General features: G+C 72.6%; 23 protein-coding genes and 5 tRNA genes. 20 read left to right on the plus strand and 8 right to left on the minus strand.

All coding sequences use genetic code 11. From position 1 onward, the window contains the following. Nucleotides 1-50: 50 nt before the first annotated feature. The 3 genes from ACFY0X_RS30215 to ACFY0X_RS30225 form a co-directional block, all read right to left on the minus strand. Nucleotides 51-476 (minus strand): DUF742 domain-containing protein, encoded by a 426-nt coding sequence (locus ACFY0X_RS30215; RefSeq protein ID WP_387759303.1) that lies wholly within the window; start codon nt 474-476, stop codon nt 51-53. A 166-nt stretch (nt 477-642) separates the two neighbouring features. Continuing rightward, the gene (locus tag ACFY0X_RS30220) at nt 643-1,056 is read right to left on the minus strand and encodes a roadblock/LC7 domain-containing protein (protein ID WP_387759430.1); all 414 of its coding nucleotides are present in this window, start codon (nt 1,054-1,056) and stop codon (nt 643-645) included. Between the two features lie 10 nt (nt 1,057-1,066). Continuing rightward, on the minus strand, nt 1,067-4,858 hold the full coding sequence (locus ACFY0X_RS30225) for a nitrate- and nitrite sensing domain-containing protein (protein WP_387759305.1): 3,792 nt from the start codon (nt 4,856-4,858) through the stop codon (nt 1,067-1,069). A gap of 638 nt (nt 4,859-5,496) precedes the next feature. Here ACFY0X_RS30225 and ACFY0X_RS30230 point away from each other — a divergent pair. From ACFY0X_RS30230 to ACFY0X_RS30285, 12 genes are all read left to right on the plus strand, one after another. Further along, nucleotides 5,497-5,715 carry a hypothetical protein gene (locus ACFY0X_RS30230; protein ID WP_360349040.1) on the plus strand — a complete coding sequence of 73 codons (219 nt, stop codon included), beginning with the start codon at nt 5,497-5,499 and terminating at the stop codon, nt 5,713-5,715. Between the two features lie 228 nt (nt 5,716-5,943). Further along, complete coding sequence (locus tag ACFY0X_RS30235) at nt 5,944-6,744, plus strand: fumarylacetoacetate hydrolase family protein (protein WP_387759307.1); 801 nt, start codon at nt 5,944-5,946, stop codon at nt 6,742-6,744. 61 nt (nt 6,745-6,805) lie between these two features. After that, a complete protein-coding gene (gltX, locus tag ACFY0X_RS30240; RefSeq protein ID WP_387759431.1) occupies nt 6,806-8,236 on the plus strand; it encodes a glutamate--tRNA ligase in 1,431 nt (476 codons plus the stop codon). 238 nt (nt 8,237-8,474) lie between these two features. Then, a tRNA-Gln gene (locus tag ACFY0X_RS30245) sits at nt 8,475-8,546 on the plus strand. A 36-nt stretch (nt 8,547-8,582) separates the two neighbouring features. After that, nucleotides 8,583-8,655 (plus strand) — tRNA-Glu (locus ACFY0X_RS30250). 27 nt (nt 8,656-8,682) lie between these two features. Then, nucleotides 8,683-8,755: transfer RNA gene (locus ACFY0X_RS30255), tRNA-Glu, on the plus strand. A 26-nt stretch (nt 8,756-8,781) separates the two neighbouring features. Next, nucleotides 8,782-8,854: transfer RNA gene (locus ACFY0X_RS30260), tRNA-Glu, on the plus strand. Between the two features lie 49 nt (nt 8,855-8,903). After that, a tRNA-Gln gene (locus ACFY0X_RS30265) sits at nt 8,904-8,978 on the plus strand. A 325-nt stretch (nt 8,979-9,303) separates the two neighbouring features. After that, a complete protein-coding gene (leuC, locus tag ACFY0X_RS30270) occupies nt 9,304-10,728 on the plus strand; it encodes a 3-isopropylmalate dehydratase large subunit (RefSeq protein WP_387759308.1) in 1,425 nt (474 codons plus the stop codon). A gap of 3 nt (nt 10,729-10,731) precedes the next feature. Continuing rightward, nucleotides 10,732-11,328: a 3-isopropylmalate dehydratase small subunit gene (gene leuD / locus ACFY0X_RS30275; RefSeq protein WP_387759309.1), complete on the plus strand. Its 597-nt coding sequence runs from the start codon at nt 10,732-10,734 to the stop codon at nt 11,326-11,328. Nucleotides 11,329-11,510: 182 nt separating this feature from the next. After that, nucleotides 11,511-11,858, plus strand: a complete 348-nt coding sequence (locus ACFY0X_RS30280) for a hypothetical protein (protein WP_387759310.1) — start codon at nt 11,511-11,513, stop codon at nt 11,856-11,858. Between the two features lie 133 nt (nt 11,859-11,991). Then, nucleotides 11,992-12,741 carry an HU family DNA-binding protein gene (locus ACFY0X_RS30285; protein ID WP_387759311.1) on the plus strand — a complete coding sequence of 250 codons (750 nt, stop codon included), beginning with the start codon at nt 11,992-11,994 and terminating at the stop codon, nt 12,739-12,741. A gap of 167 nt (nt 12,742-12,908) precedes the next feature. On the opposite strand, the gene ACFY0X_RS30290 is transcribed toward ACFY0X_RS30285, so the two are convergent. Both ACFY0X_RS30290 and cofC read right to left on the minus strand, forming a co-directional pair. Further along, entirely contained in the window at nt 12,909-13,130 is a 222-nt protein-coding gene (locus ACFY0X_RS30290) for a hypothetical protein (protein WP_189923473.1), read from the minus strand. A 109-nt stretch (nt 13,131-13,239) separates the two neighbouring features. After that, entirely contained in the window at nt 13,240-13,923 is a 684-nt protein-coding gene (cofC, locus tag ACFY0X_RS30295) for a 2-phospho-L-lactate guanylyltransferase (protein ID WP_387759313.1), read from the minus strand. A 228-nt stretch (nt 13,924-14,151) separates the two neighbouring features. Between cofC and ACFY0X_RS30300 the strand changes: the two genes are divergently transcribed. The 3 genes from ACFY0X_RS30300 to ACFY0X_RS30310 all read left to right on the plus strand — a co-directional run bounded on the left by ACFY0X_RS30300 (nt 14,152) and on the right by ACFY0X_RS30310 (nt 17,239). After that, nucleotides 14,152-14,982, plus strand: coding sequence for a lysophospholipid acyltransferase family protein (locus ACFY0X_RS30300; protein ID WP_387759315.1), 831 nt, complete (start codon nt 14,152-14,154; stop codon nt 14,980-14,982). Then, nucleotides 14,979-15,980, plus strand: a complete 1,002-nt coding sequence (locus ACFY0X_RS30305; protein WP_387759317.1) for an NAD(P)H-dependent glycerol-3-phosphate dehydrogenase — start codon at nt 14,979-14,981, stop codon at nt 15,978-15,980. The genes ACFY0X_RS30300 and ACFY0X_RS30305 overlap by 4 nt, the downstream gene beginning before the upstream one ends. A gap of 113 nt (nt 15,981-16,093) precedes the next feature. Next, nucleotides 16,094-17,239, plus strand: a complete 1,146-nt coding sequence (locus ACFY0X_RS30310; RefSeq protein ID WP_387759318.1) for a D-alanine--D-alanine ligase family protein — start codon at nt 16,094-16,096, stop codon at nt 17,237-17,239. A gap of 81 nt (nt 17,240-17,320) precedes the next feature. Here ACFY0X_RS30310 and ACFY0X_RS30315 read toward each other — a convergent pair whose 3' ends face one another. Together ACFY0X_RS30315 and ACFY0X_RS30320 are read right to left on the minus strand one after the other, a co-directional pair. Beyond that, nucleotides 17,321-17,839, minus strand: coding sequence for a DUF3515 family protein (locus ACFY0X_RS30315; RefSeq protein ID WP_387759320.1), 519 nt, complete (start codon nt 17,837-17,839; stop codon nt 17,321-17,323). 51 nt (nt 17,840-17,890) lie between these two features. Further along, the gene (locus tag ACFY0X_RS30320; protein ID WP_387759322.1) at nt 17,891-18,124 is read right to left on the minus strand and encodes an Lrp/AsnC family transcriptional regulator; all 234 of its coding nucleotides are present in this window, start codon (nt 18,122-18,124) and stop codon (nt 17,891-17,893) included. A gap of 207 nt (nt 18,125-18,331) precedes the next feature. On the opposite strand from ACFY0X_RS30320, the gene ACFY0X_RS30325 reads away from it, so the two are divergent. The 3 genes from ACFY0X_RS30325 to thiD all read left to right on the plus strand — a co-directional run bounded on the left by ACFY0X_RS30325 (nt 18,332) and on the right by thiD (nt 21,307). After that, nucleotides 18,332-19,297 (plus strand): thiamine-phosphate kinase, encoded by a 966-nt coding sequence (locus ACFY0X_RS30325; RefSeq protein ID WP_387759324.1) that lies wholly within the window; start codon nt 18,332-18,334, stop codon nt 19,295-19,297. Nucleotides 19,298-19,459: 162 nt separating this feature from the next. Then, entirely contained in the window at nt 19,460-20,485 is a 1,026-nt protein-coding gene (locus tag ACFY0X_RS30330) for an ATP-dependent 6-phosphofructokinase (RefSeq protein ID WP_387759326.1), read from the plus strand. 24 nt (nt 20,486-20,509) lie between these two features. Next, on the plus strand, nt 20,510-21,307 hold the full coding sequence (thiD, locus tag ACFY0X_RS30335) for a bifunctional hydroxymethylpyrimidine kinase/phosphomethylpyrimidine kinase (RefSeq protein WP_387759328.1): 798 nt from the start codon (nt 20,510-20,512) through the stop codon (nt 21,305-21,307). 223 nt (nt 21,308-21,530) lie between these two features. Here thiD and rpmB read toward each other — a convergent pair whose 3' ends face one another. Continuing rightward, complete coding sequence (gene rpmB, locus ACFY0X_RS30340) at nt 21,531-21,716, minus strand: 50S ribosomal protein L28 (protein WP_014138233.1); 186 nt, start codon at nt 21,714-21,716, stop codon at nt 21,531-21,533. A gap of 300 nt (nt 21,717-22,016) precedes the next feature. Between rpmB and ACFY0X_RS30345 the strand changes: the two genes are divergently transcribed. Both ACFY0X_RS30345 and ACFY0X_RS30350 read left to right on the plus strand, forming a co-directional pair. Further along, nucleotides 22,017-23,648, plus strand: coding sequence for a DAK2 domain-containing protein (locus tag ACFY0X_RS30345; protein ID WP_387759331.1), 1,632 nt, complete (start codon nt 22,017-22,019; stop codon nt 23,646-23,648). Between the two features lie 38 nt (nt 23,649-23,686). After that, nucleotides 23,687-26,923: a helicase-related protein gene (locus ACFY0X_RS30350; protein WP_387759333.1), complete on the plus strand. Its 3,237-nt coding sequence runs from the start codon at nt 23,687-23,689 to the stop codon at nt 26,921-26,923. Nucleotides 26,924-26,981 lie beyond the last annotated feature (58 nt).

Consider the following 26,981-nt stretch of genomic DNA (forward strand, 5'->3'; position numbering starts at 1 on the left):
CCGCGACGACGATCTTCGCGGAGGTGGTGGCGCGGGTGGGGGCGGCCGCGTTAGAGCTTGCGAAGTCCACTGAGGACCCTTTCGAGCAGCGTGACATCGGGCGTTCCGCCCGACTCGCCCGCGGCGGCGGGCTGGTGGATGGCGACGAGACCGGCCTCGGCAAGGTCGGCGACGAGGATGCGGGCGACACCGAGCGGCACGCCGGCCAGTGCGGAGATCTCCGCGATGGACTTGACCTCGCGGCAGAGGCCGACGATCCGGGCGTGCTCGGGCAGCAGCCCGCTGGTCCGGTCGGCCGAGCCGGTGGTGGAGATCAGGGCCTCGATGGCGAGCTGGTAGCGCGGCCGGGTCCGGCCGCCGGTCATCGCGTACGGGCGGACCAGCGGCTGCTGCTCGTAGCCGTCGGACTGCTGCCCGCCGTAGCCGCTGCCGTACCCGTTGCCGTACGAGCCGGCGGGTGTCGAGGGCGGGGTCATGGGTCCTCCTAGTGCTGCAGCCTTGAGCAGCCGGTTCCAGCTGGGGCGGTGCCAGCTGAGGCGGGATCAGCTGCCTGAGGGTAGCTGAGGGGGTCGCGCCGGGTCCGGTCGGGTCGGACCCGGCGAGGCAGGTGGGACGGGTGGGCGGATCCGCTCGGGGCCCGGCTCAGTGCAGGAGACTGCCCTGGAGTTCCGCGCGGAGAGCGGGGGTGAGGACGGCGCCGGCGCGGTCGACGAGCAACGCCATCTCGTAACCCACCAGACCGATGTCGGAGTCCGGCGCGGCCAGGACGGCGAGCGCCGAGCCGTCGCTGACGGCCATCAGGAACAGGAAGCCCCGCTCCATCTCGACGACGGTCTGGTTGACCTCGCCGCCCTCGAAGATCCGGCTCGCCCCGTTGGTCAGCGAGGTGAGGCCGGAGGCGACGGCGGCGAGCTGGTCGGCACGGTCCCGGGGGAAGCCCTCGGACATGCACAGCAGGAGGCCGTCCGCGGAGACCACCACGGTGTGGGACACCCCGGGGGTGTTGTCCACGAAGTTGGTGACCAGCCAGTTCAGGTTCTGTGCGGCCTGGCTCATCTGGTTCAACTCAACGCTCCTGGTGATCTGCGCCGTTGCCGTCGCTCCGGCCACCGAAACTATCGAATCCGGGCTGCTGGGCACCATGCTGGAAGCCCGGCTGGTTGGCGGCCTGCTCGGCCCCGGCGCGCCGGCCCTGCTGGATGCCGCGGCGCAGGTTGGTCAGCCGGCCGCGGACCTCCTCGGGGGCCCGGGAGACCTGCGGACCGGTCAGCGGCGAGGCCTCGGCGGTGCCGGAGACCAGGTTGGCCTGCGGGGTCCGCCGGGGCAGGCCCGACATGGTGACCCCGCTGGTCGAGGGCTCGCGGACCTGCTCGGCCCGGCGCCAGCGCTCGTCGTTCGCGGACGGACGCCACGGCGCGTCGCCGGGCTGCGGCTGGCCGTGCTGCTGCGGCTGCTGCTGGTGCCCCTGCGGCTGCTGGGGGGCCTGCTGCTGCTGCGGAGCCTGCTGCGGCTGCTGCTGGGGGGCGAACTGCTCCTGGGCCGGCTGCTGGAACTCCGGCGCGGAGGTGCCCGGGCGGCGCGGCTGGTACGACCGCGGCCGCGCCTGCTGCTGGCCGTCGGCCTGCGGGTACCACGGCTGCTCGCCGCCGCCCTGCGGAGCGCCGGCCTCGGACGGGCCGGTCGGCAGCGCCATCGGCTCCTGGTGCGGCAGCGGCTGCCGCTGCTGCGGGGCCTGTTCCTGACGCACCGGCTCCGGCCGCGGCGGGTTCGGCACGTTCGGCAGCACCGGCTCGACCAGGCCGAGGCCCAGCGGGTCGCGCGGGTCGATCTGGCTGGCCTCGAAGCGCGGGCGGGCGAACTGCTGGGTGCTCTCCACCGGCGCCGGCTCGGCCGACGGCAGGGGCTGGGGCTGCTGCTGGGCCTGCGGCGGCAGCGGCTGGGGCTGGCGGTCGCGCTGCGGGGCGTCCGGGCCGGGGCGCTGCGGACCGCGCGGGCCCTGGGCGGCGGGGCGGCCGGGGGCGCCGGGGCCCTGCGGGGCCGGACGGCGCTGCGGCAGGCCGTCCTGCGGACGGTTGCCCGGGCGGGCGCCCTGCTGCGGAGCGCCGGGACCGCCGGGGCGGCCGTGCTGCGGGTGCTCGCCGGTCCGGGCGGCCGGACCGCCGTCGAACCCGCCGGCGGGACGCGGCCGCTCCTGGCCGGGGCGGCCCGGCTGGGGCTGACCGGCCTGGGGCTGGCCGGGCTGGGGCTGACCGGCCTGGGGCTGGCCGGGCTGGCCGGGCTGCTGCTGACGGTCGCGGCGGGGCAGGCCGTTCGGGCCGCTCTGCGGCGGGCCCTGGCGGCCCGGGGCGCGCTGCGGCAGACCGCCCTGCTGGGCCTGCTGCGGAACCTGCTGCTGGGGCTGCTGCGCCTGCGGGGCCGGCTGCTGCTGCGGCTGAGCGGGCTTGCGGCCCTGGCCCTGCTGACCACCGCCCTGCGGGACGACGGGGTTGTCCCGCAGCGACTTGCCGACCTGGCGGGTCGGCAGACCGCCGCCGGGCGCACCCGGACCGGCCTGCCCACCGGGACCGGCCTGCGGACTGGCCTGCGGACCGGTCGGAGCGGCCGGACCGCCCTGGCCGAGCTGCGGACGGCCGCCCTGCGGGGCACCGCCGGCCGCCGGGCCCTGGCCCAGCGCGGCCGGAGCGCCCTGACGGCCGGGCGGCATCTGGCGCTGCTGGCGCGGCGTCGGGGCGACCCCGCGCTGCTGCTTGCCCTGGGCGGCACCGGCCCGGCCGGAGCCGGAGCCGCGGCGGTCGCCGGAGTTGGTGACGTCCACCGGGAGCATGACCAGCGCGGTGGTGCCGCCGGAGTCGCTGGGGCGCAGCTGGATCCGGATGCCGTGGCGCAGCGACAGGCGGCCGACCACGAAGAGGCCCATGCGGCGGGAGACGGAGACGTCCACCGTCGGCGGGTTGGCGAGGCGCTCGTTGATCTCGGCGAGGTCGTCGGGGCTCAGGCCGATGCCGGTGTCGTGGATCTCGACCAGCACGCGGCCGTCCGGCAGCGCGTGGCCGGTGACCCGGACGCGGGTCTGCGGGCTGGAGAACGAGGTGGCGTTCTCCAGCAGCTCGGCGAGCAGGTGGACGAGGTCGTTGACGACGCGGCCGGCGACCTCGGCCGACGGCACGGCGGCGAGCTCGATGCGCTCGTACTGCTCCACCTCGGAGGCGGCGGCGCGGAGCACGTCGACCAGCGGGACGGGACGGGTCCAGCGGCGGCCCGGGTCCTCACCGGCGAGGACGAGGAGGTTCTCGCCGTTGCGGCGCATGCGGGTCGCGAGGTGGTCCAGCTTGAAGAGGTTGGCCAGCTGGTCCGGGTCCGCCTCGCGGCTCTCCAACTCGGAGATGAGCGACAGCTGGCGCTGGATGAGGCCCTGGCTGCGGCGCGAGAGGTTGGTGAACATCGCGTTGATGTTGCCGCGCAGGAGGGCCTGCTCGGCGGCGAGGCGGACGGCCTCGCTGTGCACCATGTCGAACGCGTGGGCCACGTGGCCGATCTCGTCGGTGGAGTCGACGGCGACCGGCTCCACCGTGGTGTCGACGTCGTGCGGGTCGGCCTCGGAGAGGGTCTTGACCAGCTCGGGCAGGCGACGCTCGGCGACGTCCTCGGCCGCGGCCTGGAGGCGGGTCAGCGAGCGCACCATCGAGCGGGCGATCAGACCGGCGCCACCGAGGGCGACGAGCAGCACCAGGGCGACCGCGACACCGATGATCAGGGCGTCGGCGTCGGCCTGGGACTGGAGGTCCTGGGCCTTGCCGTCCAGGTTCTCGATGAGCTTGGACTCGATCCGGCGCTCGGCGGTGATCTTGGCGCTGGCCTTCTCGAACCAGTCCTTGTAGCTGACCGCCTCGGTCTGCCGGATGCCGCTCTGGGTGAGGATCGTGGAGGCGTAGCGGTCGGCGTCGGCGACCACCGAGTTGTAGCTCAGCTGGCTGCGCAGGTTGTCCAGGTCGTGCGCGGTGTAGATGTTGTTGAAGCTCGCGATCGCGTTGTCGTACGAGCTGCGCAGACGGATACCGAAGGACTCGTCGCTGGGGCTGAGGTCGGGGGTCTTCGGGTTGGCGAGCGCGGCGCTGATCAGGGCCCGCTGCTGCGAGGTCGCGTTCTTCGCCAGCGAGAACTGCTGGAGCGCGCGGGTGGAGACGACCAGGTCCTTGTTGTTCGACGCGAGCGCGATGTCCTGGGTGATGGACAGCAGGTCGCGGATGATCACGTCGTAGGCGGTGATCGTCGACTGGATGTTCTGGTTGTTCTGGTACGGCAGGCTGCGGGTGTCCGCGATCGAGTTCAGGTCCTTGCGGATCTGGAGCAACAGCGCCTTTCCGCCGGACAGTTCGAGGTTCTCGAACTTGTCGGAGGACGCGGTGAAGGTGCGGCTCAGGTCGTCGGTGGACTTGCGGGCCGCGACGATGTCGTCGTCCAGCGGGGCGGTCGGCTCGTGGGTGATCGGGCCGGCGCTGATGTCGCGCTCGGTCTGCAGCGCGTCCGCGAGGTTGGTCGCCTTCTTGGCCAGGTCGGACAGGTTGGCCATCTGGGCGAGTTGCTGCGAGTTCTCCATCGAGCTCTGGATGCGCAGGCCACCGAGGACCAGCGAGACCAGCACGGGGAGGGCGAGCAGCGCGATCAGACGGGTGCGGATGCGCCAGTTGCGCATCGCGAGCCGGTTCAGACCGGTGGCGCGGCGCCGGGTCAGGGACGTCCGGAGTTTGTCCCGGGCGGTCTTGCGCTCCTGGCCGTCCTCCTCCGGGCGTCCGGGGCCCTCGGGCGTCACCGGCTCGGCCGGGCCGCCGGGGGCCGCCGCCTGTTGAGGGGCTGCCACAGGCTCACGCGACTCCGGGTTTCCCGCGGCGCCGCTACCCCTTTTGAAACGTCCCTGCACTGGCGTCGCAACCTCTGGACCGGGCGTCCCGCCGCGTCGCCACGGCCTGGACGGTGTCGAGTTTCCATCCGCACCCCGGCCGGTCCGGGAGAGCGGGCACCGGGGTGGACCACTCCCTACCCACGGTCCGTCGCATTCCAGCACAGCCAGGGAATCCCAACAAGGGCCGCAGGAACCAGGCGCCCGACGCTACCGACCGCTTGCGCGATCTTACGGACTGTGCGGTAACCGGACCGGAATACCGCCCTTTTCGGACACTCGCCGGAGACATGCCAAGCAGGCCCGGGGTCGGGAAGAGTCACAGACCTTCCGGAATGCCCCTTATTGGTGGAATGTCGGAAAATCCCGATGCGGCGAAATGTCGGATATCTGCGCTTTGCTCTGCATTTTGTGAGCAAAATCACAGTCTAATGTGTAGCTTTGGTCACGGTCTCTGTGGAATGAGATCTCGTAACCTGGCTGTCTCCGGAGCACGGCCCCGATCAGCCTGCCCAGAACCCCTCCGAATCAATCGGAATCCATCAGGCCGGTGCCGATCCGCCGTGATCGGCCCGGCCCATGAACACGAGGTGCTCTCGATGTCCCAGGCGAAGAACGCCACCAAGTCCACGCTGTCCTGCCGCCCCACGGCGAACCCGCGCCGGACGACGCTGGCCTCGGTCGAGGACTTCAGCAAGATCCCGGGCGCCCGCAAGCCCGAGGACGTCGTGACCTACGGCACCGAGCTGCCGGCCGCCACCGCCAACCCGCGCCGCACCCAGCTGATGGTGGCCCCGGTCGTCGTCGTGCGGGACTGACGCCTCCCCGCCGCTTTCCGCCGAGGGCGCCGCCGTCACACCGGTGACGGCGGCGCCCTCGGCGTTTCCATCTCCAACCGTCCTGAACAGGGGCAAAGCGGTCAGCCGGGGCCCCACGCGATAGCCTGGAGCCCAAAGATTGACGGGGCCGCGCCCACCACGGGCGGCGCGCCCGACCAGCGCCCGGGCGCGCCCCGGGCGGCCGACGAAGCGAGGGGTAGCCCAGCCGTGCGCATTGCCAGGTTTTCCGTCCGGGAAGGGAGCCCTGCCGCCGGCAGCGTCTCCTTCGGCGTGGTGGAGGGCGACCCTTCCCAGCCCGACTCGCTGGTCGTCCACGCGCTGGCCGGCCACCCGTTCGGCCAGCCCCAGCCCACCGGTGAGAGCTACCGCTTCCAGGACGTCCGGCTGCTCAGCCCGATGCTCCCGAACAAGATCGTGGCGGTCGGCCGCAACTACGCGGCGCACGCGGCGGAGCTGGGCAACGACGTCCCGGACGTCCCGCTCACCTTCTTCAAGCCGTCCACCTCGGTGATCGGCCCGACCGAGAGCATCGCCTACCCGCCGTTCTCCTCGGACGTCCACCACGAGGCGGAACTCGCCGTGGTGATCGGCCGGATGTGCCGCGAGGTGCCGCTGGACCGGGTGCCCGAGGTGATCCTCGGCTACACCTGCGCCAACGACGTCACCGCCCGGGACGTCCAGCAGCGCGAGGGCCAGTGGGCCCGGGCCAAGGGCTTCGACACGGCCTGCCCGCTGGGCCCGTGGATCGAGACCGACCTCGACCCGGGCGACCTCGCGATCACCTGCACGGTCAACGGCGAACTCCGCCAGACCGGCCGCACCTCCCTGATGATCCGCTCGGTCGCCGAGCTGATCGTCCACGTCTCCGAGGCCATGACGCTGCTGCCCGGCGACGTCATCCTCACCGGCACGCCCGCAGGGGTGGGCCCCCTCAACGTCGGCGACGAGGTCGCCGTCTCCATCGAAGGCATCGGCACTCTCACCAACAAGGTGATCAAGCGTGGCTAACACTGACCCGGCCGTCCGGGTTCGCTTCTGTCCCTCCCCGACCGGCAACCCCCACGTGGGGATGGTCCGTACGGCCCTCTTCAACTGGGCCTACGCCCGCCACAACGGCGGCACGCTGGTCTTCCGGATCGAGGACACCGACTCCGCCCGCGACTCCGAGGAGTCGTACGACCAGCTGCTCGAGGCCATGAGCTGGCTCGGCCTGGACTGGGACGAGGGCCCGGAGGTCGGCGGGCCGCACGCGCCGTACCGCCAGTCGCAGCGGATGGACATCTACGCCGATGTCGCCCGCCGCCTCCACGAGGCCGGCCACGCCTACCACTGCTACTGCTCCACCGAGGAGCTGGACGCCCGCCGCGAGGCCGCCCGCGCGGCCGGCAAGCCCTCCGGCTACGACGGCCACTGCCGTGAGCTGACGGAGGAGCAGCTGGCGGTCTTCAAGCTGGAGAAGCGCGAGCCGATCCTGCGCTTCCGGATGCCCGACAGGACCATCAGCTTCGACGACCTGGTCCGCGGCACGCTGACCTTCGAGCCGGAGAACGTGCCGGACTACGGCATCGTCCGGGCCAACGGCGCCCCGCTGTACACCCTGGTCAACCCGGTGGACGACGCCCTGATGGGCATCACCCACGTGCTGCGCGGCGAGGACCTGCTGTCCTCCACCCCGCGGCAGATCGCGCTGTACGCGGCGCTCGCCGAGATCGGCGTCGGCAACGGCACCACCCCGCGCTTCGGCCACCTGCCGTACGTGATGGGGGAGGGCAACAAGAAGCTCTCCAAGCGCGACCCGCAGTCCTCGCTGAACCTGTACCGCGAGCGCGGCTTCATCCGCGAGGGCCTGCTCAACTACCTGTCCCTGCTGGGCTGGTCGCTGGCCGAGGACCGCGACCTGTTCGACATGGACGAGATGGTCGCCGCGTTCGACGTCACCAAGGTGAACGCCAACCCGGCCCGCTTCGACCTGAAGAAGTGCGAGGCGATCAACGCCGAGCACGTCCGCCGGCTCGCCCCGGAGGACTTCGTCCGCCGCCTGGTGCCGTTCCTCCAGGGCGCCGAGCTGCTGCCGGCCGAGCCCACCGCCGAGCAGCTGGACCTGCTCGCCAAGGTGGCGCCGCTCACCCAGGAGCGGATGGTCGTGCTGAGCGAGATCGTGAACATGGCCGGCTTCCTGTTCGTGGCGCCGGAGAAGTTCGCCCTGGACCCGGACGACGCGGCCAAGGTGCTCACCGCGGACGCCCGCCCGGTGCTGGAGGCCAGCGTCAAGGCGCTGGAGGAGCTCGCGGACTTCACCCCGGAGCCGATCCAGGCGGCGCTGCGCGCGGCGCTGGTGGAGGGGCTGGGCATCAAGCCCAAGTTCGCCTTCACGCCGCTGCGGGTGGCCGTCACCGGCCGCCGGGTCTCCCCGCCGCTGTTCGAGTCCATGGAGCTGCTGGGACGCCCTGAGACGCTGCGCAGGCTGCGCGCCGCCCTGGACGCCCTGCCGGCCGCCTGAGCGGGTCGCCGAGCAGGCCGCGGGCCCGGCTTCGTGCCGGGCCCGCGGCGTACCCGGAGGTCATCGCCGGGCCTCCCGGCCGCTGCCTGGGGTTATCGATTTTGGAGCCAGGGCCGACGTCGGGTAATGTTCTTTCTGCGCCGCCCGGGAGGGAACGGACGAGGGAGCGAGAGCCCCTCGGAAGGGACCGACCGAGAGGCGCAACGCCTGAGAAGGGCCCGCAGGGGCTCAACTCTGGTGGGGTATGGTGTAATTGGCAGCACGAGTGATTCTGGTTCATTTAGTCTAGGTTCGAGTCCTGGTACCCCAGCGCAGTACGTCAGTACGGCACACAAAAGAAGATCAAGCCCCCGTTGTGTAGCGGCCTAGCACGCTGCCCTCTCACGGCAGTAGCGCCGGTTCGAATCCGGTCGGGGGTACTGATCCCGCAAGGGATCACCTGGAAAGCCCCCGTTGTGTAGCGGCCTAGCACGCTGCCCTCTCACGGCAGTAGCGCCGGTTCGAATCCGGTCGGGGGTACTGATCCCGCAAGGGATCGCCAGGAAGCCCCCGTTGTGTAGCGGCCTAGCACGCTGCCCTCTCACGGCAGTAGCGCCGGTTCGAATCCGGTCGGGGGTACTTCAGAGCAGGAAGCCGATGGGCTCGCCCATCGGCCCTTGCTTTGTGTTGGGGTATGGTGTAATTGGCAGCACGAGTGATTCTGGTTCACTTAGTCTAGGTTCGAGTCCTGGTACCCCAGCCAGAAATTGGAAAGGCCCCGGTTCCGGGGCCTTTTTCGTTTTGCGTCGAAGGCCCTCGAAAGGGCCCCACCCGGTCACGGGTGGGGCCCTTTCGGCGTTCCCGGGGCGTGCCGCGGGGCGGCCGGCCGGGGGCCGGGGCACCGCTCGGGCACGCCCTCCGCGCTGTCCATGCGCTAAGACCGAGATCTCACTCCGCGAGACACAAGTTCAATCTCCGGCGAAAAGCGCCACCCTGGACGGGAGCGGCCCGGGAGTCTCAGGGCGGCGCACACGCTTTGACCTCGACACACGAGAAGGCCGGCAACGCGGCCGGCTGGAGGGAATCCGATGGGACGGACACTCGCAGAGAAGGTCTGGGACGACCACGTCGTGCGGCGCGCGGAGGGCGAACCCGACCTCCTCTTCATCGACCTGCACCTGCTCCACGAGGTCACCAGCCCGCAGGCCTTCGACGGGCTGCGGCTGGCCGGCCGCAAGGTCCGTCGCACCGACCTGACGATCGCCACCGAGGACCACAACACCCCCACCCTGGACATCGACAAGCCGATCGCCGACCCGGTCTCCAAGGTGCAGCTGGAGACCCTGCGCAGGAACGCCGCCGAGTTCGGCGTCCGGATCCACTCGCTCGGCGACGTCGAGCAGGGCGTCGTGCACGTCGTCGGCCCCCAGCTCGGCCTGACCCAGCCCGGCATGACCGTGGTCTGCGGTGACTCCCACACCTCCACCCACGGCGCCTTCGGCGCGCTGGCGTTCGGCATCGGCACCAGCCAGGTCGAGCACGTGCTGGCCACCCAGACCCTGCCGCTGGCGCCGTTCCGGACGATGGCGGTCACCGTCGAGGGCGAACTGCCCGAGGGCGTCACCGCCAAGGACCTGATCCTGGCCGTCATCGCGAAGATCGGCACCGGCGGCGGCCAGGGCTACGTCCTGGAGTACCGCGGTTCGGCGATCCGGGGCCTGTCCATGGAGGCCCGGATGACCGTCTGCAACATGTCGATCGAGGCCGGCGCCCGGGCCGGCATGATCGCCCCGGACGAGACCACCTTCGCCTACCTGGAGGGCCGCCCGCACGCCCCGAAGGGCGAGGACTGGGACGCCGCCGTCGCGTACTGGAAGACCCTGGGCACCGACGAGGACGCGGTCTTCGACCACGAGATCTTCATCGACGCGAACGAGCTGACCCCGTTCGTCACCTGGGGCACCAACCCCGGCCAGGGCGCCCCGCTGGGCGCGAACGTGCCGGACCCGGCCTCCTTCGCCGACCCGCAGGAGCGCCTGGCCGCCGAGAACGCCCTGGCGTACATGGGCCTGGAGGCCGGCACCCCGCTGCGCGAGGTGAAGGTCGACGCGGTCTTCGTCGGCTCCTGCACCAACGGCCGGATCGAGGACCTGCGGGCCGCCGCGGCCGTCGTGGAGGGCCGCCGGATCGCCGACGGCGTACGGATGCTGGTGGTCCCCGGGTCCGTCCGGGTCGCCCTCCAGGCCGTCGAGGAGGGCCTGGACAAGGTGTTCACCGCGGCCGGCGCCGAGTGGCGCCACGCGGGATGCTCGATGTGCCTGGGCATGAACCCCGACCAGCTCGCCCCCGGGGAGCGCTGCGCCTCCACCTCGAACCGCAACTTCGAGGGCCGGCAGGGCAAGGGCGGCCGCACCCACCTGGTCTCCCCGCAGGTCGCCGCCGCGACCGCCGTCCTGGGCCGGCTCGCGGCCCCCGCCGACCTGACCGCCGACGTCGCTGCCGTGGAGGCCTGAGCCATGGAGAAGTTCACCACCCACACCGGCCGGGCCGTCCCGCTGCGCCGCAGCAACGTGGACACCGACCAGATCATCCCCGCCCACTGGCTCAAGAAGGTCACCCGATCCGGTTTCGAGGGCGGCCTGTTCGAGGCCTGGCGCAAGGACGAGTCGTTCATCCTCAACCGGCCCGAGCGGCAGGGCGCCACGGTCCTGGTGGCCGGCCCCGAGTTCGGCACCGGCTCCTCCCGGGAGCACGCCGTCTGGGCGCTCCAGAACTACGGCTTCCACGCGGTCATCTCGTCCCGCTTCGCCGACATCTTCCGGGGCAACTCGCTGAAGAACGGCCTGCTGACGGTCGTCCTGCCGCAGGAGACCGTCGAGCGGCTCTGGGCGCTCACTGAGAGTGACCCCTCGGCCGAGATCACCGTCGACCTGGAGGCGCGCGAAGTGCGTGCCGAGGGCGTCACGGCGGCCTTCGAACTGGACGACAACGTCCGGTGGCGGCTGCTCAACGGCCTGGACGACATCAGCATCACGCTGCGGAACGAGGCCGACATCGCGGCCTTCGAGGCGACCCGTCCGGCGTTCAAGCCCCGTACTCTGCCGGTCCCCTGAGTTCCCTTCAGAACAAGCATTCTGACGATCCGCCGGATGGCCCGCGCCCCCCTCGGGGGGGCCGGGCCATCCGTCGTTCCGGAGCACGAGTTAGCGCCGGGGGCCGCCCCGGATTGCCCATTTGGCTTTGCGGAAGAGGGCCCCGCGCAAGTACAACTGCGGGTAGATGGCACAATCAGTACATGCACCGGCACCATGAACCTCCGTACGCGGGCGGCGAACCCGCGGCTGAGGACTCCATGGGCCGGCCATCCGAACGCCGAATTGACGACCGGCCGGACGTCACCTCCGCGCCAGCTGAGGGGCCGGACGACCAGGAAGTCGCAGCGCTCTACGCGCTCGTGGCCGAGCGGTTGAAGCAAGCTCACGACCGCGTGCATGCGCTGAACGTGTCTGCCGATGCAAAGACCGCTCTCACCCGTCAACTCCTCATCGTCACCGAGGCCGCCAAGCGCGATCTTCCGGAGGCGGCAAGGCGGTTGAGTCGCTTTGTACATGACCTCGACGAGCGGCCCCCGCCGCTCGACTGAGGTCGCCGACGCGCAAATCCATTGCGACACTAGGGTGATTCGCGCGTTTGGTAATTGAAAGTCCGCAGATACATACCTAACGTGCGAAAAGAACGGATGGAATCATCCGGCGCCCGTTTCCGAAGGGGAAGACGTGAACAAGGCTCAGCTTGTCGAAGCGGTGGCCGAGCAGCTGGGCGGTCGCAAGGCTGCCGCAGAGGCCGTCGACGCAGTGCTCGACACCATGGTCCGTGCCGTTGTGGCCGGTGACCGGGTTTCGGTCACCGGGTTCGGCACCTTCGAGAAGGTGGAGCGCTCCGCGCGCTTCGCCCGCAACCCGCAGACCGGCGAGCGGGTCAAGGTCAAGAAGACCTCGGTCCCGCGCTTCCGTCCCGGCCAGGGCTTCAAGGACCTGGTCAGCGGCAGCAAGAAGCTGCCGAAGGAGGGCCCCTCGGTGAAGAAGGCCCCCAAGGGCTCCCTCACCCCGGGCAAGAGCGGCGTCGCCGCCACCCCGGCCGCCAAGCGTGCCGCCACCAAGCGCTCCGCCGCTGCCGCCGCCGCTCCGGCCACCAAGAAGGCCGCCGCCAAGAAGACGGCGACCACGGCCGCCGCCAAGAAGACGACCGCCACCCCGGCCGCCGCCAAGAAGACCACGGCCACCGCCAAGAAGAGCGCCGCGAAGACCACGCCCGCGAAGACCACCGCCGCCAAGAAGACCACGGCGACCGCGACCAAGGCCGCCGCGACCAAGAAGACCGCCGCGGCGAAGAAGGCGACCACCACGGCCGCCGCCAAGAAGACCACGGCCACCGCCAAGAAGGCGACCGCCACGGCCAAGAAGACGGCGCCGGCGAAGAAGACCGCCACCCGCAAGACCACCGCGCGCAAGACCTCTGCCAAGTAAGGTCCCCGCGCGACCGTCCCAGGACGGCCTTCGGCTGAGAGCCGCGGCACCCCCTCCCGTGAACCCACGGAGACCGGTCGCCGCGGCTCTTTCGATTTCCGGGCGCTTAGTCAGGATTCGAGGGCGTGCGGCGGCGCTCGCCGGGCCGCGGCGCGCGGGTGGGGCGGTCAGCCCTCGGCGGGATCGGGGAAGGTCTGCAGCGTCACGAAGACCACCCGGCGGGCCTCGCCGGCGCCCTCGGTGCGGATCCGCACCCGCTGGCCGGGGCGCAGCAGCCGCAGGCCGCCGGCGTCGAAGGCGGCCGCGTCGAACGGCACCGGGGTCCCGTCGTCGAGCAGCACGGAGCCGGCCCGGGTGGCGGGGTCGAAGGTGAACGCGGTGGCCTGCATGCGAGCAGCATAGCGAGCGGGCCGGTCCCGGCCGGGGATCAGGTCGCGGTCGGGCGCGGGCGCGCCCGGGACGCGCTCGGAAGGCGCTCGGGACGGGCTCAGGACGGGTTCAGGACAGGCTCAGACGGGCGAACAGCGCGCTGGTGTGCGGGCCGAGGCCGAGCGCCGCGGCCTCGCCGAGGTCCGTCCCGGTGTCCACGTCCCGGCGCACCGACTCCACGTCCGCGAGGCGCAGTTCGAGCGCCCCGCCGGCCGCGTGCCGGGCCCGCGAGCCGTCCCCGAAGGCGGGGGAGAGCGGGCGGCCGGGGGCGCAGGCGAGCAGGGTGGTGCCGAGGCCGGGGGAGTCCGCCAGGAAGGCCCGGCCGCCCGGCGGCACCGCGCCCAGCACCCGGGCCAGTTCGGCCGCGCGCAGTGCCGGGAGGTCCGCCGAGAGCGCCGCCAGCGGGGAGCGCGGAGCCACGGCCAGGGCGCTCGCGGCGCCGTGCGCCAGCGCCCGGTTGAGGCCGCCGCCGGGCTCGTCGGCGACCACCAGGGCGCCCAGCGCGGCCAGCCGGGCGCCGGCCGCGGCGTCGCGGGTGACCACCAGGACCCGGTCGACGCCCGGGGTCGCCAGGGCGGCGGTGACGGTGTCCAGGGCGAAGGACAGGGCCAGGTCGGCCCGGTGCGCCCCGGCGTACGGGGCCAGTCTGCTCTTGGCCAGGGCGAGCGGCTTGAGCGGAAGCACCAGCGACCAGCCGGCCGTGGGTGCGGGGGGCGCGACGGGCCCGCTGGGGCGTACGGTGTCCTGGGTCATCGGCGTCATTGTGACGCCGGTCCCGGAGCCCTCGCCAGGCCGTCCGAGCTGTGCGGACGTGCGTTTGATCACGCCCGCCGGGCGGGTTGGCGCGGTTGCTCGACAGCCGGTGAGCGGGCGGGCGACACTGTTCCGCGCCCGCGGCCCGGGCACCGGTCGGAACGGTGCGCGGCACCGGGACGCCATGACCGCGGTAATCCGTGCCGCGTCGGATGAGAAGGAGCTGGGGTGGCCCGCCGCTCGTACGCCAAGTTCGGCAACGCCGACTACGGCATCTGGTACCGCTTCGCGGCCGTGCTGGTGAAACCGGTGACAACCGCCCTGGTGAAGCCCGACTGGCGGGGCTGGGAGCACATTCCGAAGGACGGCGGCTTCATCGCCGCGGTGAACCACAATTCGATCATCGATCCGGTGATCTACGCGCACTGGCAGTACAACAGCGGACGTCCGCCGCGGATTCTCGGCAAGTCCTCGCTGTTCTCGATCCCCTTCATCGGATTCATGCTGCGCAAGACCGGCCAGATTCCGGTGTTCCGCGAGTCCACCGACGCCGCGCAGGCGTTCCGGGCCGCGATCGACGCGGTCAACGGCGGTCAGTGCGTGCAGTTCTACCCGGAGGGCACGCTCACCCGGGACCCGGACCTGTGGCCGATGACCGGCAAGAGCGGGGTCGCCCGGGTCGCGCTGATGACCGGTGCGCCGGTCATCCCGGTGGCGCACTGGGGCGCCCACGAGATCATCCCGCCGTACGGCCGGCCCGGTTTCGGGAAGGGCAGGTTCAACCTCTTCCCGCGGCACCGGGTCACCGTCGCGGCCGGGCCCGCGGTGGACCTGAGCAAGTACCAGGGGCAGGAGCTCACCGCCCAGGTGCTCGCCGACGCGACCGAGGACATCATGACGGCGATCACCGCCGTGCTGGCCGAGGTCCGGGGCGAGGAGCCGCCGGCCGAGCGCTACGACATGCGCAGGGCCGCCCGGGAGCGGGCCGCCGCCGCGCTGGCCGAGCGCCGGCGCGCCAAGGGCGAGCGGGGCAAGGGCACCGAGGAGGCCGGCAAGTGACCCGCTGCGCCGTGATGGGGACCGGCTCCTGGGGCACCGCGTTCGCGATGGTGCTCGCCGACGCGGGCTGCGAGGTCGTGCTGTGGGCCCGCCGCCAGGAGCTGGTGGACGCCGTCAACTCCACCCACGAGAACCCGGACTACCTGCCCGGCGTCCGGCTGCCCGACACCGTGCGGGCCACCACCGACGCCGCCGAGGCGCTGGCCGGCGCCGACTTCGCGGTGCTGGTCGTGCCCTCGCAGACGCTGCGCGACAACCTGGCCGCCTGGACGCCGCTGATCGAGCCGCAGACCGTGCTGGTGAGCCTGATGAAGGGCATCGAACTCGGCACCGCCAAGCGGATGAGCGAGGTGATCGACGAGGTCACCGGGGTCGGTCCGGAGCGCGTCGCGGTGGTCAGCGGGCCCAACCTGGCCAAGGAGATCGCCAACCGGCAGCCCGCGGCCAGCGTGGTCGCGTGCTCGGACGAGGCGGTCGCCAAGCGCCTCCAGGCGGCCTGCCACACGCCGTACTTCCGGCCGTACACCAACACCGACGTGGTGGGCTGCGAACTCGGCGGCGCGGTCAAGAACGTGATCGGCCTGGCGGTCGGCATGGCGGCCGGCATGGGGCTCGGCGACAACACCAAGGCGACCCTGATCACCCGCGGGCTGGCCGAGACCACCCGGCTCGGCGAGGTGCTGGGCGCGGACCCGCACACCTTCGCGGGCCTCGCCGGGATGGGCGACCTGGTGGCCACCTGCTCCTCGCCGCTGTCGCGCAACAACACCTTCGGCATGAACCTGGGCCGGGGCATGTCGCTGGCGGAGACCGTCGCGGCCACCCGGCAGACCGCCGAGGGCGTCAAGTCCTGCGAGTCGGTGCTCGACCTGGCCCGGCGCAGCGGGGTCGACATGCCGATCGTCGAGGCCGTGGTGGACGTGGTGCACAACGGTCGGCCGACCCAGGAGGTGCTGCGGGCGCTGATGTCGCGTTCGGCGAAGGCGGAGCGACGCTGAGCCCGGCCGGTCACCGTCCGGGCCGGCGGTCGCGGGCCGGGGTCGGCGCACGCCCGGTTCCCCGGCGCCGCTGACTTTCCGGAAACATCCCGCACGGTAGTCTCAAACCCGATATGAGCATCGAACAGACCTCCCCGAACCGGCCTGACCGGAAGCCGCGCGTCGCGCTGGTCTTCGGCGGGCGCAGCTCCGAGCACGCGATCTCGGTCTCCACCGCGGGCAGTGTGCTCAGGGCGATCGACCGCGACAAGTACGACGTGCTGCCGATCGGCATCACGCACGAGGGCCGCTGGGCGCTGACCAGCGACGAGCCGGCCCGGATGGCCATCACCGACGGCAGGCTGCCGGACGTGGCGCACGTCGCCGAGGGCGTCGACGGCCAGGTCGCGCTGCCGGTCGGCCCGGGCAGCCGCGAGGTGGTCCTGACCGAGCCGGGCAGCGCCCCCAAGGCGCTCGGCGAGGTCGACGTGGTGTTCCCGCTGCTGCACGGCCCGTGGGGCGAGGACGGCACGCTCCAGGGCCTGCTGGAGCTCTCCGGCGTCCCGTACGTCGGCAACGGCGTGCTGGCCAGCGCGGCCGGCATGGACAAGGAGTTCGCCAAGCGGATCCTGGCCTCGCACGGTCTGGACGTCGGCCGGTACACCATCGTGCGGCCGCGCGAGTGGGACTCCGAGGCGGGCCGCGCGGCGGTGCGCGAGCGGGCCGCCGAGCTGGGCCTGCCGCTGTTCGTGAAGCCCTGCCGGGCCGGCTCCAGCATCGGCATCACCAAGGTGAAGGACCTGGCCGACCTCGACGCCGCGATCGAGGAGGCCCGCCGGCACGACCCCAAGCTGATCATCGAGGCGGGCGTCACCGGCCGCGAGATCGAGTGCGGGGTGCTGGAGTTCGAGGACGGCCCGCGGGCCAGCGTGGCCGGCGAGATCCTGGTCGGCGAGGGCTTCGACTTCTACGACTTCGAGGCCAAGTACATCGACTCCTCGGACGTGAGGATCCCGGCGGACCTGACCGCCGGGGAGCTCGCCGAGATCCAGCGCCAGGCGGTCGAGGCCTTCGAGGCGCTCGGCTGCGAGGGCCTGGCCCGGGTGGACTTCTTCCTGCTGGAGGACGGCACCTGGATGATCAACGAGATCAACACCATGCCCGGCTTCACCCCGATCTCGGCCTACCCGAAGATGTGGGAGGCCAGCGGCGTCTCGTACCCGGAGCTGATCGACCGGCTGCTCGGCACGGCGCTGCGGCGCTCGACCGGACTGCGCTGACCGCGTCCGCGGCGGAGGGCGGGCCGGGAAGCTCCCGGCCCGCCCTCGGTACGTCCCGTCAGCCGGCGGCCGACACCCGGTTCAGCCCGGGACGTTGGCCTTGACCACGCCGCTCAGGGCGGCCGCCGGGTCGAAGGGGTTCCGCGCGGCCCCGGCCGGGACGGTCACCTCGACGTAGGCGGCGCGCATGGTCGTCACGAAGCGGTAGCCGCCGTCGGCGAGCTGCTGCGACCACCAGGTGACGTCGTCGACGCTCGGGGACCAGTCCGCGGCGTGGTCGCCGTCCAGCTCCTCCGGCCGGTCGATGCCGCAGCGCAGCACCGTCCGGGGCGAACCGCCCCAGGCGGCCACGTACGGCGAGGCGGGCGACGGGTCCCGGCGGGCGTGCCCGAGCAGCTCGGCGGGCAGCGCGGCGGCGAGCGACCGGCAGTACCCGGCCGCCCGGCCGCTCGGCTGCGGGACCTCCACCTCCGGGTCGGCCGGGCCCCAGCTGCCGAGCAGCACCACGACCGTGCAGGTCAGCGCGACGGGCAGGGCCAGCCAGCGGACCGGGGCCGGCAGGGCGGTCAGCGCCTTGGGGACGCGCAGTTCTCTGGCCACCCGCCGATGGTAACCGGGGCCCGGGGGCCGGGGACCTGCCGGTGCGCCGGCTCAGAGGTGGACCACGGGGCAGGTGAGGGTGCGGGTGATGCCCTCGACCTTCTGGACCCGGGCCACCACCATGCGGCCCAGCTCGTCCACCGTCTCGGCCTCGGCCTTGACGATCACGTCGTAGGGTCCGGTGACGTCCTCGGCGGAGAGCACGCCGGGGATCTCGGAGATGGTCCGGGCCACGGCGGTGGCCTTCCCGACCTCGGTCTGGATCAGGATGTATGCCTGTACCACGGGGACCTCCCGGCGGGCGGTTAGGGGGATCGCCGCCGTGATCGCCCGGTCAGGCGCATTGGGTGGGACGGGCTCACCGGCAGTCTGATCACCACGCTACCGCGCAGCGGGCCGGGGAGGGGAGACCCCGGGGCCCGGGAAGGGCGTACGCTGCGCGCGGGGGAGCGCGACGGGGGCGAACCGGATGGAAACGCGAGAGGACGGCAGATGCAGGGGACCGTGGGCGAGCTCGGCGAGTTCGGCCTCATCAGGGAGCTGACCGCCCGGGTACCGCTCACCGACGCGGTCGACCTCGGCCCGGGTGACGACGCCGCGGTGGTGCGGGCCCCGGACGGCCGGGTGGTGGCGACCACGGACGTCCTGATCGAGAACCGGCACTTCCGCCGGGACTGGTCCACCGCCTACGACGTGGGCCGCAAGGCCGCCGCCCAGAACCTCGCCGACGTGGCCGCGATGGGGGCGGTGCCGACCGCCATACTGCTCGGCCTGGTCGCCCCCGCGGACCTGCCGACCACCTGGGCCACCGAGTTGATGGACGGGCTGCGCGACGAGTGCCAGGTGGCCGGGGCGACGGTGGTCGGCGGCGACGTCGTGCGCGGCGACACCGTCACGCTCGCCATCACGGCGCTCGGCGACCTCCAGGGGCGTGCGGCGGTGACACGCTCCGGCGCGCAGGTCGGCGACGTGGTCGCGGTGACCGGCTGGCTCGGCTGGTCGGCCGCCGGCCTGACCGTGCTCCAGCGCGGTTTCCGTTCCCCGCGCGCCTTCGTCGAGGCGCACCGCCGCCCCGAACCGCCGTACCACGCGGGCCCGGCGGCGGCCGAGTTGGGCGCGACCTCGATGATCGACGTGAGCGACGGGCTGGTCGCCGACCTCGGCCACGTGGCCCGGGCCAGCGAGGTGGACATCGACCTCAGGGCCGCCGACTTCGACGTCCCGGCGCAGATGGCCGACATCGGCCAGGCGGTCGGGGTGGACCCGCTGGTCTGGGTGCTCTCCGGCGGCGAGGACCACGCGATCGTGGCCACCTTCCCGCGCGGGGTCCAACTCCCCGCCCGCTGGCGGGTGGTGGGCGAGGTGACCGGCCGCCCGACGGGCAGCCGCAGCGGCCGGGTGACGGTCGACGGCGCGCCCTGGGACCGGGTCGGCGGCTGGGACCACTTCGCCGAGTAGCGCGCGGCCCGCACCGATCCCCGTACGGTGGGCGGCGCGTGACGCTCCGGTGCGTGCGGGGGACGGGCTTCGCGCGGTCGTTGTGCGTAGGCTTTGCGGCATCCCGGCCCGCCCGTCCGACGCGGGTGGTCCGAACCCCCTGCGAGCGGGAGCACACCAGACATGCGCATCGGTGTACTGACCAGCGGCGGCGACTGCCCCGGCCTCAACGCGGTGATCCGCTCGGTGGTGCACCGGGGCACCGACGTCCACGGGGACGAGATCGTCGGCATCCTGGACGGCTTCCTCGGGCTGATCGAGGGCCGCGCCAGGACGGTCACCCACGACGACGTCACCGGCCTGCTCACCCTCGGCGGCACCGTCCTGGGCTCGGCCAGGGTGCGGCGGGACCGGATCGCCTGGGCGGTGGAGAACGCCAAGCAGCTGGCCCGGGAGGTCGGCATCGACGCGCTGATCGCGATCGGCGGCGAGGGGACGCTGACCGCCGCCAAGCTGTTCAGCGACGCCGGACTGCCCGTGGTCGGGGTGCCGAAGACCATCGACAACGACATCGACGCCACCGACGTGACCTTCGGCTTCGACACCGCGGTGCACGTCGCGACCGAGGCGATCGACCGGCTGAAGACCACCGCCGAGTCCCACCAGCGCGTCATGGTGGTCGAGTTGATGGGGCGGCACACCGGCTGGATCACCCTCACCGCGGGCATGGCGGGCGGTGCGCACGGCATCCTGATCCCGGAGAAGCCCTTCGACATCGAGGCGGTGGCCCGGATAATCGAGGACCGCTTCGCGCGCGGAAAGAAGTTCGCCATCATCGCCGTCGCCGAGGGCGCCTGCCCGGTGCCCGGCACCATGCGCTTCGACCACGGCGAGGTCGACCAGTACGGCCACCGGACCTTCGGCGGGATCGGCAACCGGCTCGCCCACGAGCTGGAGGACCTGCTCGGCAAGGAGGCCCGCCCGGTCATCCTCGGCCACGTCCAGCGCGGCGGCACCCCGACCGCCCGGGACCGGGTGCTCGCCACCCGGTTCGGCTGGCACGCGGTGGAGGCCGTCCACCAGGGGGCGTTCGGGCACTTCACGGCGCTGCGCCGGACCGGCGTCGAACTGCTGCCGATCGGCGACGCGGTGACCCGGCTGAAGACGGTCCCGCGGGACCGCTGGGCGGAGTCCGAGGCGGTGCTCTGAACCACCGCGGGTAGGTTGGGGACCATGTCCTCCACCGCACCTCCCCGCGTGCTCACCGTCGCCGGCTCCGACTCCGGCGGCGGCGCCGGCATCCAGGCCGACCTCAAGACGATGCTCGCCCTCGGCGTCCACGGCATGAGCGTGATCACCGCCGTCACCGCGCAGAACTCGCTCGGCGTCCAGGGCTACTGGGAACTGCCCGCCGAAGCCGTCCGGGCGCAGTTCCGCAGCGTGGTGGACGACATCGGGGTGCAGGCCGTGAAGACCGGCATGCTCGCCTCCGTCGAACTCGTCGAGACCGTCGCCGAACTGCTCGCCGGGGTGGACGCCCCGGTGGTGGTCGACCCGGTCGGGGTCTCCAAGCACGGGGACGCGCTGCTGGTCGCCGAGGCCGTCGCCACCGTCCGGGAGAAGCTGCTGCCGGTCGCCACCCTGGCCACCCCCAACCTGCACGAGGTGACCCAGCTCACCGGGCTGACCGTCGAGGACGAGTCGCGGATGCTGGACGCCGCCAAGGCGCTGGTCGACCTCGGGCCGCGCTGGGCCCTGGTCAAGGGCGGCCACCTGCCGGGCGAGGCCGCCGACCTGCTGTACGGCGGGCCGGACGAGGTGCACTGGTTCCGGGCGCCGCGCTACGACAACCGGCACACCCACGGCACCGGCTGCACCCTGGCCAGCGCGATCGCGGCCGGCCTGGCCAAGGGCGAGCCGCTGCCGCGGGCCGTGGCCTCGGCCAAGGAGTACGTCACCGGCGCGATCGCCGGGGGCTTCGCGCTGGGCGCCGGCATCGGCCCGGTCGACCACGCCTGGCGCCGGCGCTGAGCGGCTCCCGGTGCTGAACGGCCGGGAGGCCGGACGGCCCGGAGGGGCCCGGGTGGCGCGCCGAAGCCGGACGGCCCGGAAAACAGTGGTGGGCGGGCTCCTGGGAGGAGTCCGCCCACCACTGGTGAGTCCGGAAAACGGCGTACCCGGCCACGGAAACAGCGAAGCCGGTTCATCCGAGGATGAACCGGCTCACTGGAGGACCGGCATGCCGGTCTGCGCGTCAGCGCGAGACCTTACCGGCCTTGATGCACGAGGTGCAGACGTTGAGCCGCTTCGGCGTCCGCCCAATCACAGCGCGCACCGTCTGGATGTTGGGGTTCCAACGACGGGGGGTACGGCGGTGAGAGTGGGAGATGCTGTTGCCGAAGCCCGGCCCCTTGCCGCAGACGTCGCAGTTGGCAGCCACAGGAGTCACTCCAAGACTTCAGATCAGATACTTTCGAAAACCCCGCTCAGCCACCAGAACACTCACGTGCACCAGACCGGTCAAGGGGGTGAGCCTGGACGGTTCCAGGCAACCGGAAGAGCATACAACGCTTGCTTCCGTCCCACGAAACTACCATGACCGGCCGAGTGATCGCTCCGGTCGCCGGTCCGGACGGCCCTCCCCGGCCCCCGATAACCTGCCGGTATCACCCCTCGCCGTCGGCCCCGAACGTGCCGCTGCCCCTCGGGCGACCGCGGCGTCCCATCCGGAGGAGACCTGGTGCTGCACACGCTCGACGCCCCGGCCGTGCGCACCTGGTGCCAGCTCGCCCTGCGCGCGCTCGGCCAGGCCCGCGAGGAGATCGACGCGCTCAACGTCTATCCCGTCCCGGACGGCGACACCGGCACCAACCTCTACCTGACCGTCGAGTCCGCCGCCGCCGAGGTGGAGAGCCGCTTCGCCGACCCCGCCGTCGACCCGGCCCCCGGGCTGGCCGACACGGTCCGGGCGATGGCCCGCGGCGCGCTGGTCGGCGCCCGCGGGAACTCCGGGGTGATCCTCGCCCAGTGGCTGCGCGGCACCGCCGAGACGCTGGCCGACGGCGGAAGCGCCGAACAGCTGCGGGCCGCCCTGCAGCGGGCCGCCGACTCCGCCTACCAGGCCGTCGCGGAGCCCGTCGAGGGCACCCTGCTGACCGTCGCCCGGGTCGCCGCCCGGGAGGCCGTCCGGGCCGGGGACGGGCTCGCGCAGGTCGCCGACACCGCCTACCGGGCCGCCCGGGACGCGCTGCGGCACACCCCCGAGCAGCTCGCCGTCCTGGCCGAGAACGGGGTGGTGGACGCCGGCGGGCGCGGCCTGGTGGCCGTGCTGGGCGCGCTCGCCGACGCCGTCGCCGGACAGCAGCCGATGGGGCCGGTCGCGCTGCGCGGGGACGTCCGGGCCATTGAGAGCTGTGAGACCCACCTCAGGCCGCCCGGCCCCGGCCACCCCGCCTTCGAGGTCATCTACCTGCTGGACGCCCCCGACGAGGCGCTGCCCGCGCTGCGCGAGCGGCTCGCCGGGCTCGGCGACTCGCTGGTGATCGGCGGCGGCGACGGCCTGTGGAACGTGCACGTCCACGTGGACGACGCGGGCGCCGCCGTGGAGGCCGGGGTCGGGGCCGGCCGCCCGCACCAGATCCGGATCACCCACTTCGCCGAGGCCGCGGCCCGGGCCGGCACCGCCGCCGAGACCGGCGAGCGCGAGGACCGGGCCCGCGCGGTGCTCTCGGTGGTCTCCGGCGGGGGCCTGGCCGAGCTCTGCGAGCAGGCCGGCGCCGTCGTCCTGCACGCCGACCCGGACCGCCCGCCGGCCAGCGCCGAACTCGCCGCCGCGGTGCGCCGCTCGGCCGCCCGCGAGGTCGTCCTGCTGCTCAACGACCCCGAGCTGCGCGCCGCCGCCGGGGCCGCCGCCGACCAGCTGCGCGAGGAGGGGGTGCGGATCGCCGTCCTGCCCACCCGCTCGCCGGTGCAGGGGCTGGCGGCGCTCGCCGTGCACGAGGGCGGCCGCCGCTTCGACGAGGACGTGGTCGCCATGACCTCCGCCGCCGGGGCCACCCGGTACGCCGAACTGGCCGTCGCCGAGGGGGAGTCCTGGACGATGGCCGGAGTCTGCCAGGCCGGGGACGTGCTCGGGCTGATCGACGGCGACGTCGCGGTGATCGGCACGGGCCTCGCCGAGGTCGGCGAGAGCGTGCTGGACCGGATGCTCGGGGCGGGCGGCGAACTCGTCACCCTGATCCTCGGCGAGGGCGCCGACGAGGAGCTCGCCGAACGGCTGGTCGCCCACGTCCGGCACCGGCGGCCCGAGGTGGACGCGGTGGTCTTCCACGGCGGGCAGGAGCCGGCGCCGCTGCTCATCGGGGTGGAGTAGGGCCGCTTCGTCGGTGCCTTGGTGTAAACAGGGGCCTGATGGGCGCTCTCGATGAACCACTGACCAAGCTCGTCGGCGACCGCACCGCGAAGGTGCTCGCCGACAGCCTCAAGCTGCGCACGGTCGGGGACCTGCTGCACCACTACCCGCGCCGCTACGTCGAACGCGGCCAGCTCACCAGCCTGGACGAGCTGGAGGTCGACGAGCACGTCACCGTGCTGGCCCGGATCGAGAAGGTCACCCTGATCCCGTTCCGCGGCCGCAAGGGCGACCGGCTGGAGGTCGTCGTCACCGACGGCCGCAGCCGGCTGTCGCTGGTCTTCTTCAACCAGGGCTGGCGGCAGAAGGAGCTCAGGGCCGGCGCCCAGGGCCTGTTCGCCGGCAAGGTCGGGGTCTTCAACCGGACCCGCCAGCTGGTCTCGCCGGACTACCAGCTGCTCGACGAGGACGCCGGGTCGGACGCCGCGGAGCGGTTCGCCGGCCGGCTCATCCCGGTCTACGGCGCCAGCGCGCAGATGCCCAGCTGGAAGCTGTCGATCTGCGTCGAGACCGCGCTCGCCAAGCACCTCGGCGACGTCGGCGAACCGCTGCCCGCCGAACTGCGCGAGCGGCACGACCTGATCCCGCTGCCCGAGGCGCTGGAGCTGATCCACCGCCCGCGCGGCCACGCCGACCGCGAGCGCGCCCAGAGCCGGCTGCGCTGGGACGAGGCCTTCGTGCTCCAGGTCGCCCTCGCGCAGCGCCGGGCCGCCGACTCCGCCCTGCCCGCCAAGCCGCGCCGGGCCCGTGAGGGCGGCCTGCTGGACGCCTTCGACGCCCGGCTGCCGTTCACCCTCACCGAGGGCCAGCGGAAGGTCTCCGCCGAGATCGCCGCCGACCTCGCCACCGACCACCCGATGCACCGGCTGCTCCAGGGCGAGGTCGGATCGGGGAAAGCTCAGCCGCTCGATGCGCTGGTGCTGACACCGGGCGGCTTCAAGGCCATGGGTGACATTCGCGTCGGGGATCTGGTGGTGACGCCGTCGGGTGATCTGGCACCCGTTGAGGGCGTATTTCCTCAGGGTGAGCGCGATGTCTGGCGGCTCGTCCTGTCGGACGGCAGCTCCGTCGAGTGCGATGACGAGCATCTGTGGATCGTCGCAACCAGCTGCGCCTGGCATCGCGGTGACGAGCCCAAGATCCTTACGACGCGGGAGATCCGTAACGACACCTGGAAACGCAACGGAACGTCCAAGTGGTACCTGCCGCAGGCGGCGCCCGTCGATCTCGGGGGGACGGGCGAGCAGCCGCTCGATCCCTACCTGATGGGCGTGCTTCTGGGGGACGGGACGTTCCGCCACCAGCTGGGGTTCTCGACGGCCGATGCCGAGATCCTGGATGCGGTCCAGGCGGCCATTCCGCCGGACTGCGTGGTCACTCGGAAGCTCAGCAGGCCCTTCGACTACCTGATCAGGCTGCCCGGCCCACGTGGTGGGACACGGCGGAACCCGGTGATCCAGGCACTTCGCGAGCTTGGCCTCTGGGACCTGACCTCCCATGGAAAGTTCGTGCCCGAGGTCTACAAGAATGCCTCGATCAAGCAGCGACTTTCGCTACTGCAGGGGCTGATGGACACAGACGGCACCGTTGGGCGCAACGGCTACGACGTCTCGTTCTGCAGTGCCTCACGCCGCCTGGCGGATGACCTGGCCTGGCTGGTGCGGTCCCTCGGCGGGCGAGCGCGGGTGCTTCCGAGGAAGGCCGCGTTCGTGGTGTCGGTCGGGCTGCCTGACGAGTTCCCGCCGTTTCGCCTCTCTCGGAAGGCCGAACGGGTCGCGGACCGGCCCAAGTACAACGCCTTCCGGCGCGGCATTCGGCAGGTCGAGTACGTCGGCCGCAAGCCGGTGCAGTGCATCCGGGTCGGGCACCCCGATTCCGCCTACGTCACCGACAACTTCACCGTGACGCACAACACGCTGGTCGCGCTGCGCGCCATGCTCGCCGTGGTGGACGCGGGCGGCCAGGCGGTGCTGCTGGCGCCCACCGAGGTGCTCGCCCAGCAGCACCACCGCTCGATCGTCGAGATGATGGGGGACCTCGCCGAGGGCGGCATGCTCGGCGGCTCCGACCTCGGCACCCGGGTGGTGCTGCTGACCGGTTCGATGGGCGTCGCCGCCCGCCGCCAGGCGCTGCTCGACATGGCTTGCGGGGACGCCGGGATCGCCATCGGCACCCACGCGCTGATCGAGGACAAGGTCCAGTTCCAGGACCTCGGCCTGGTCGTGGTGGACGAGCAGCACCGCTTCGGCGTCGAGCAGCGGGACGCGCTGCGCGCCAAGGGCGAACAGCCGCCGCACCTGCTGGTGATGACGGCCACCCCGATCCCGCGCACCGTCGCGATGACGGTCTTCGGGGACCTGGAGACCTCCGTCCTGGACCAGCTGCCGGCCGGCCGCTCGCCGATCTCCACCCACGTCGTCCCGGCACTGGAGAAGCCCAACTTCCTCACCCGGGCCTGGGAGAGGGTCCGCGAGGAGGTCGCCAAGGGCCACCAGGCGTACGTGGTCTGCCCCCGGATCGGGGACGAGGAGCCCGCCGCGGACCCGAAGAAGAAGCGCCGCGGGGCCGTCGAGGACGGCTTCGAGGAGGTCGCCGACGCGGGCGCCGGGAGTGACGAACGGCGGCCCCCGCTCTCGGTGGTGGAGACGGCAGGGAAGCTGGTCGAGGGCCCGCTGAGCGGCCTGCGGGTGGAGATCCTGCACGGCCGGCTCGCGCCGGAGGCCAAGGACGAGGTGATGCGCCGGTTCGCGGCTGGCGAGGTGGACGTGCTGGTCGCCACCACGGTCATCGAGGTCGGCGTCAACGTCCCCAACTCCACCGCGATGGTCATCATGGACGCCGACCGCTTCGGCGTCTCCCAGCTCCACCAGCTGCGCGGCCGGGTCGGCCGCGGCAGCGCACCGGGCCTGTGCCTGCTGGTCAGCGAGATGCCCGGCGGCAGCGCCGCGCGGGCCCGGCTGGACGCGGTGGCGGGCACCCTGGACGGCTTCGAGCTGTCCCGGATCGACCTCGAACAGCGCCGCGAGGGCGACGTGCTGGGCCAGGCCCAGTCCGGGGTGAAGTCCTCGCTCAAGGTGCTCTCGGTGCTGGAGGACGAGGAGGTCATCCTCACCGCCCGCACCGAGGCCACCCGGCTGGTCGCCGAGGACCCGGAGCTGACCGCCCACCCGGAGCTGCGCACCGCGCTGGAGAGCCTGCTCGACGAGGATCGCGCGGCCTACATGGAGAAGGGCTGAGCGGTCCCGGACAGGCCGGATTGTCAGACCCCCGGGAGAGAATGAAGGTGTTCAGGGC

The sequence above is a fragment of the Kitasatospora sp. NPDC001547 genome (genome assembly GCF_042894165.1).
Classification (GTDB): domain Bacteria; phylum Actinomycetota; class Actinomycetes; order Streptomycetales; family Streptomycetaceae; genus Kitasatospora.

What these genes read in the sequence shown, in the direction of transcription:
- ACFY0X_RS30325 (WP_387759324.1), top strand. Translation starts at nt 18,332, where the DNA reads ATGCAGGGGACCGTGGGCGAGCTCGGCGAGTTCGGCCTCATCAGGGAG.
- ACFY0X_RS30330 (WP_387759326.1), top strand. Translation starts at nt 19,460, where the DNA reads ATGCGCATCGGTGTACTGACCAGCGGCGGCGACTGCCCCGGCCTCAAC.
- ACFY0X_RS30220 (WP_387759430.1), bottom strand. Translation starts at nt 1,056, where the DNA reads ATGAGCCAGGCCGCACAGAACCTGAACTGGCTGGTCACCAACTTCGTG.
- ACFY0X_RS30230 (WP_360349040.1), top strand. Translation starts at nt 5,497, where the DNA reads ATGTCCCAGGCGAAGAACGCCACCAAGTCCACGCTGTCCTGCCGCCCC.
- ACFY0X_RS30310 (WP_387759318.1), top strand. Translation starts at nt 16,094, where the DNA reads ATGAGCATCGAACAGACCTCCCCGAACCGGCCTGACCGGAAGCCGCGC.
- gltX (WP_387759431.1), top strand. Translation starts at nt 6,806, where the DNA reads ATGGTCCGTACGGCCCTCTTCAACTGGGCCTACGCCCGCCACAACGGC.
- leuD (WP_387759309.1), top strand. Translation starts at nt 10,732, where the DNA reads ATGGAGAAGTTCACCACCCACACCGGCCGGGCCGTCCCGCTGCGCCGC.
- ACFY0X_RS30215 (WP_387759303.1), bottom strand. Translation starts at nt 476, where the DNA reads ATGACCCCGCCCTCGACACCCGCCGGCTCGTACGGCAACGGGTACGGC.
- ACFY0X_RS30350 (WP_387759333.1), top strand. Translation starts at nt 23,687, where the DNA reads ATGGGCGCTCTCGATGAACCACTGACCAAGCTCGTCGGCGACCGCACC.
- ACFY0X_RS30280 (WP_387759310.1), top strand. Translation starts at nt 11,511, where the DNA reads ATGCACCGGCACCATGAACCTCCGTACGCGGGCGGCGAACCCGCGGCT.
- leuC (WP_387759308.1), top strand. Translation starts at nt 9,304, where the DNA reads ATGGGACGGACACTCGCAGAGAAGGTCTGGGACGACCACGTCGTGCGG.
- ACFY0X_RS30290 (WP_189923473.1), bottom strand. Translation starts at nt 13,130, where the DNA reads ATGCAGGCCACCGCGTTCACCTTCGACCCCGCCACCCGGGCCGGCTCC.
- thiD (WP_387759328.1), top strand. Translation starts at nt 20,510, where the DNA reads ATGTCCTCCACCGCACCTCCCCGCGTGCTCACCGTCGCCGGCTCCGAC.
- cofC (WP_387759313.1), bottom strand. Translation starts at nt 13,923, where the DNA reads ATGACCCAGGACACCGTACGCCCCAGCGGGCCCGTCGCGCCCCCCGCA.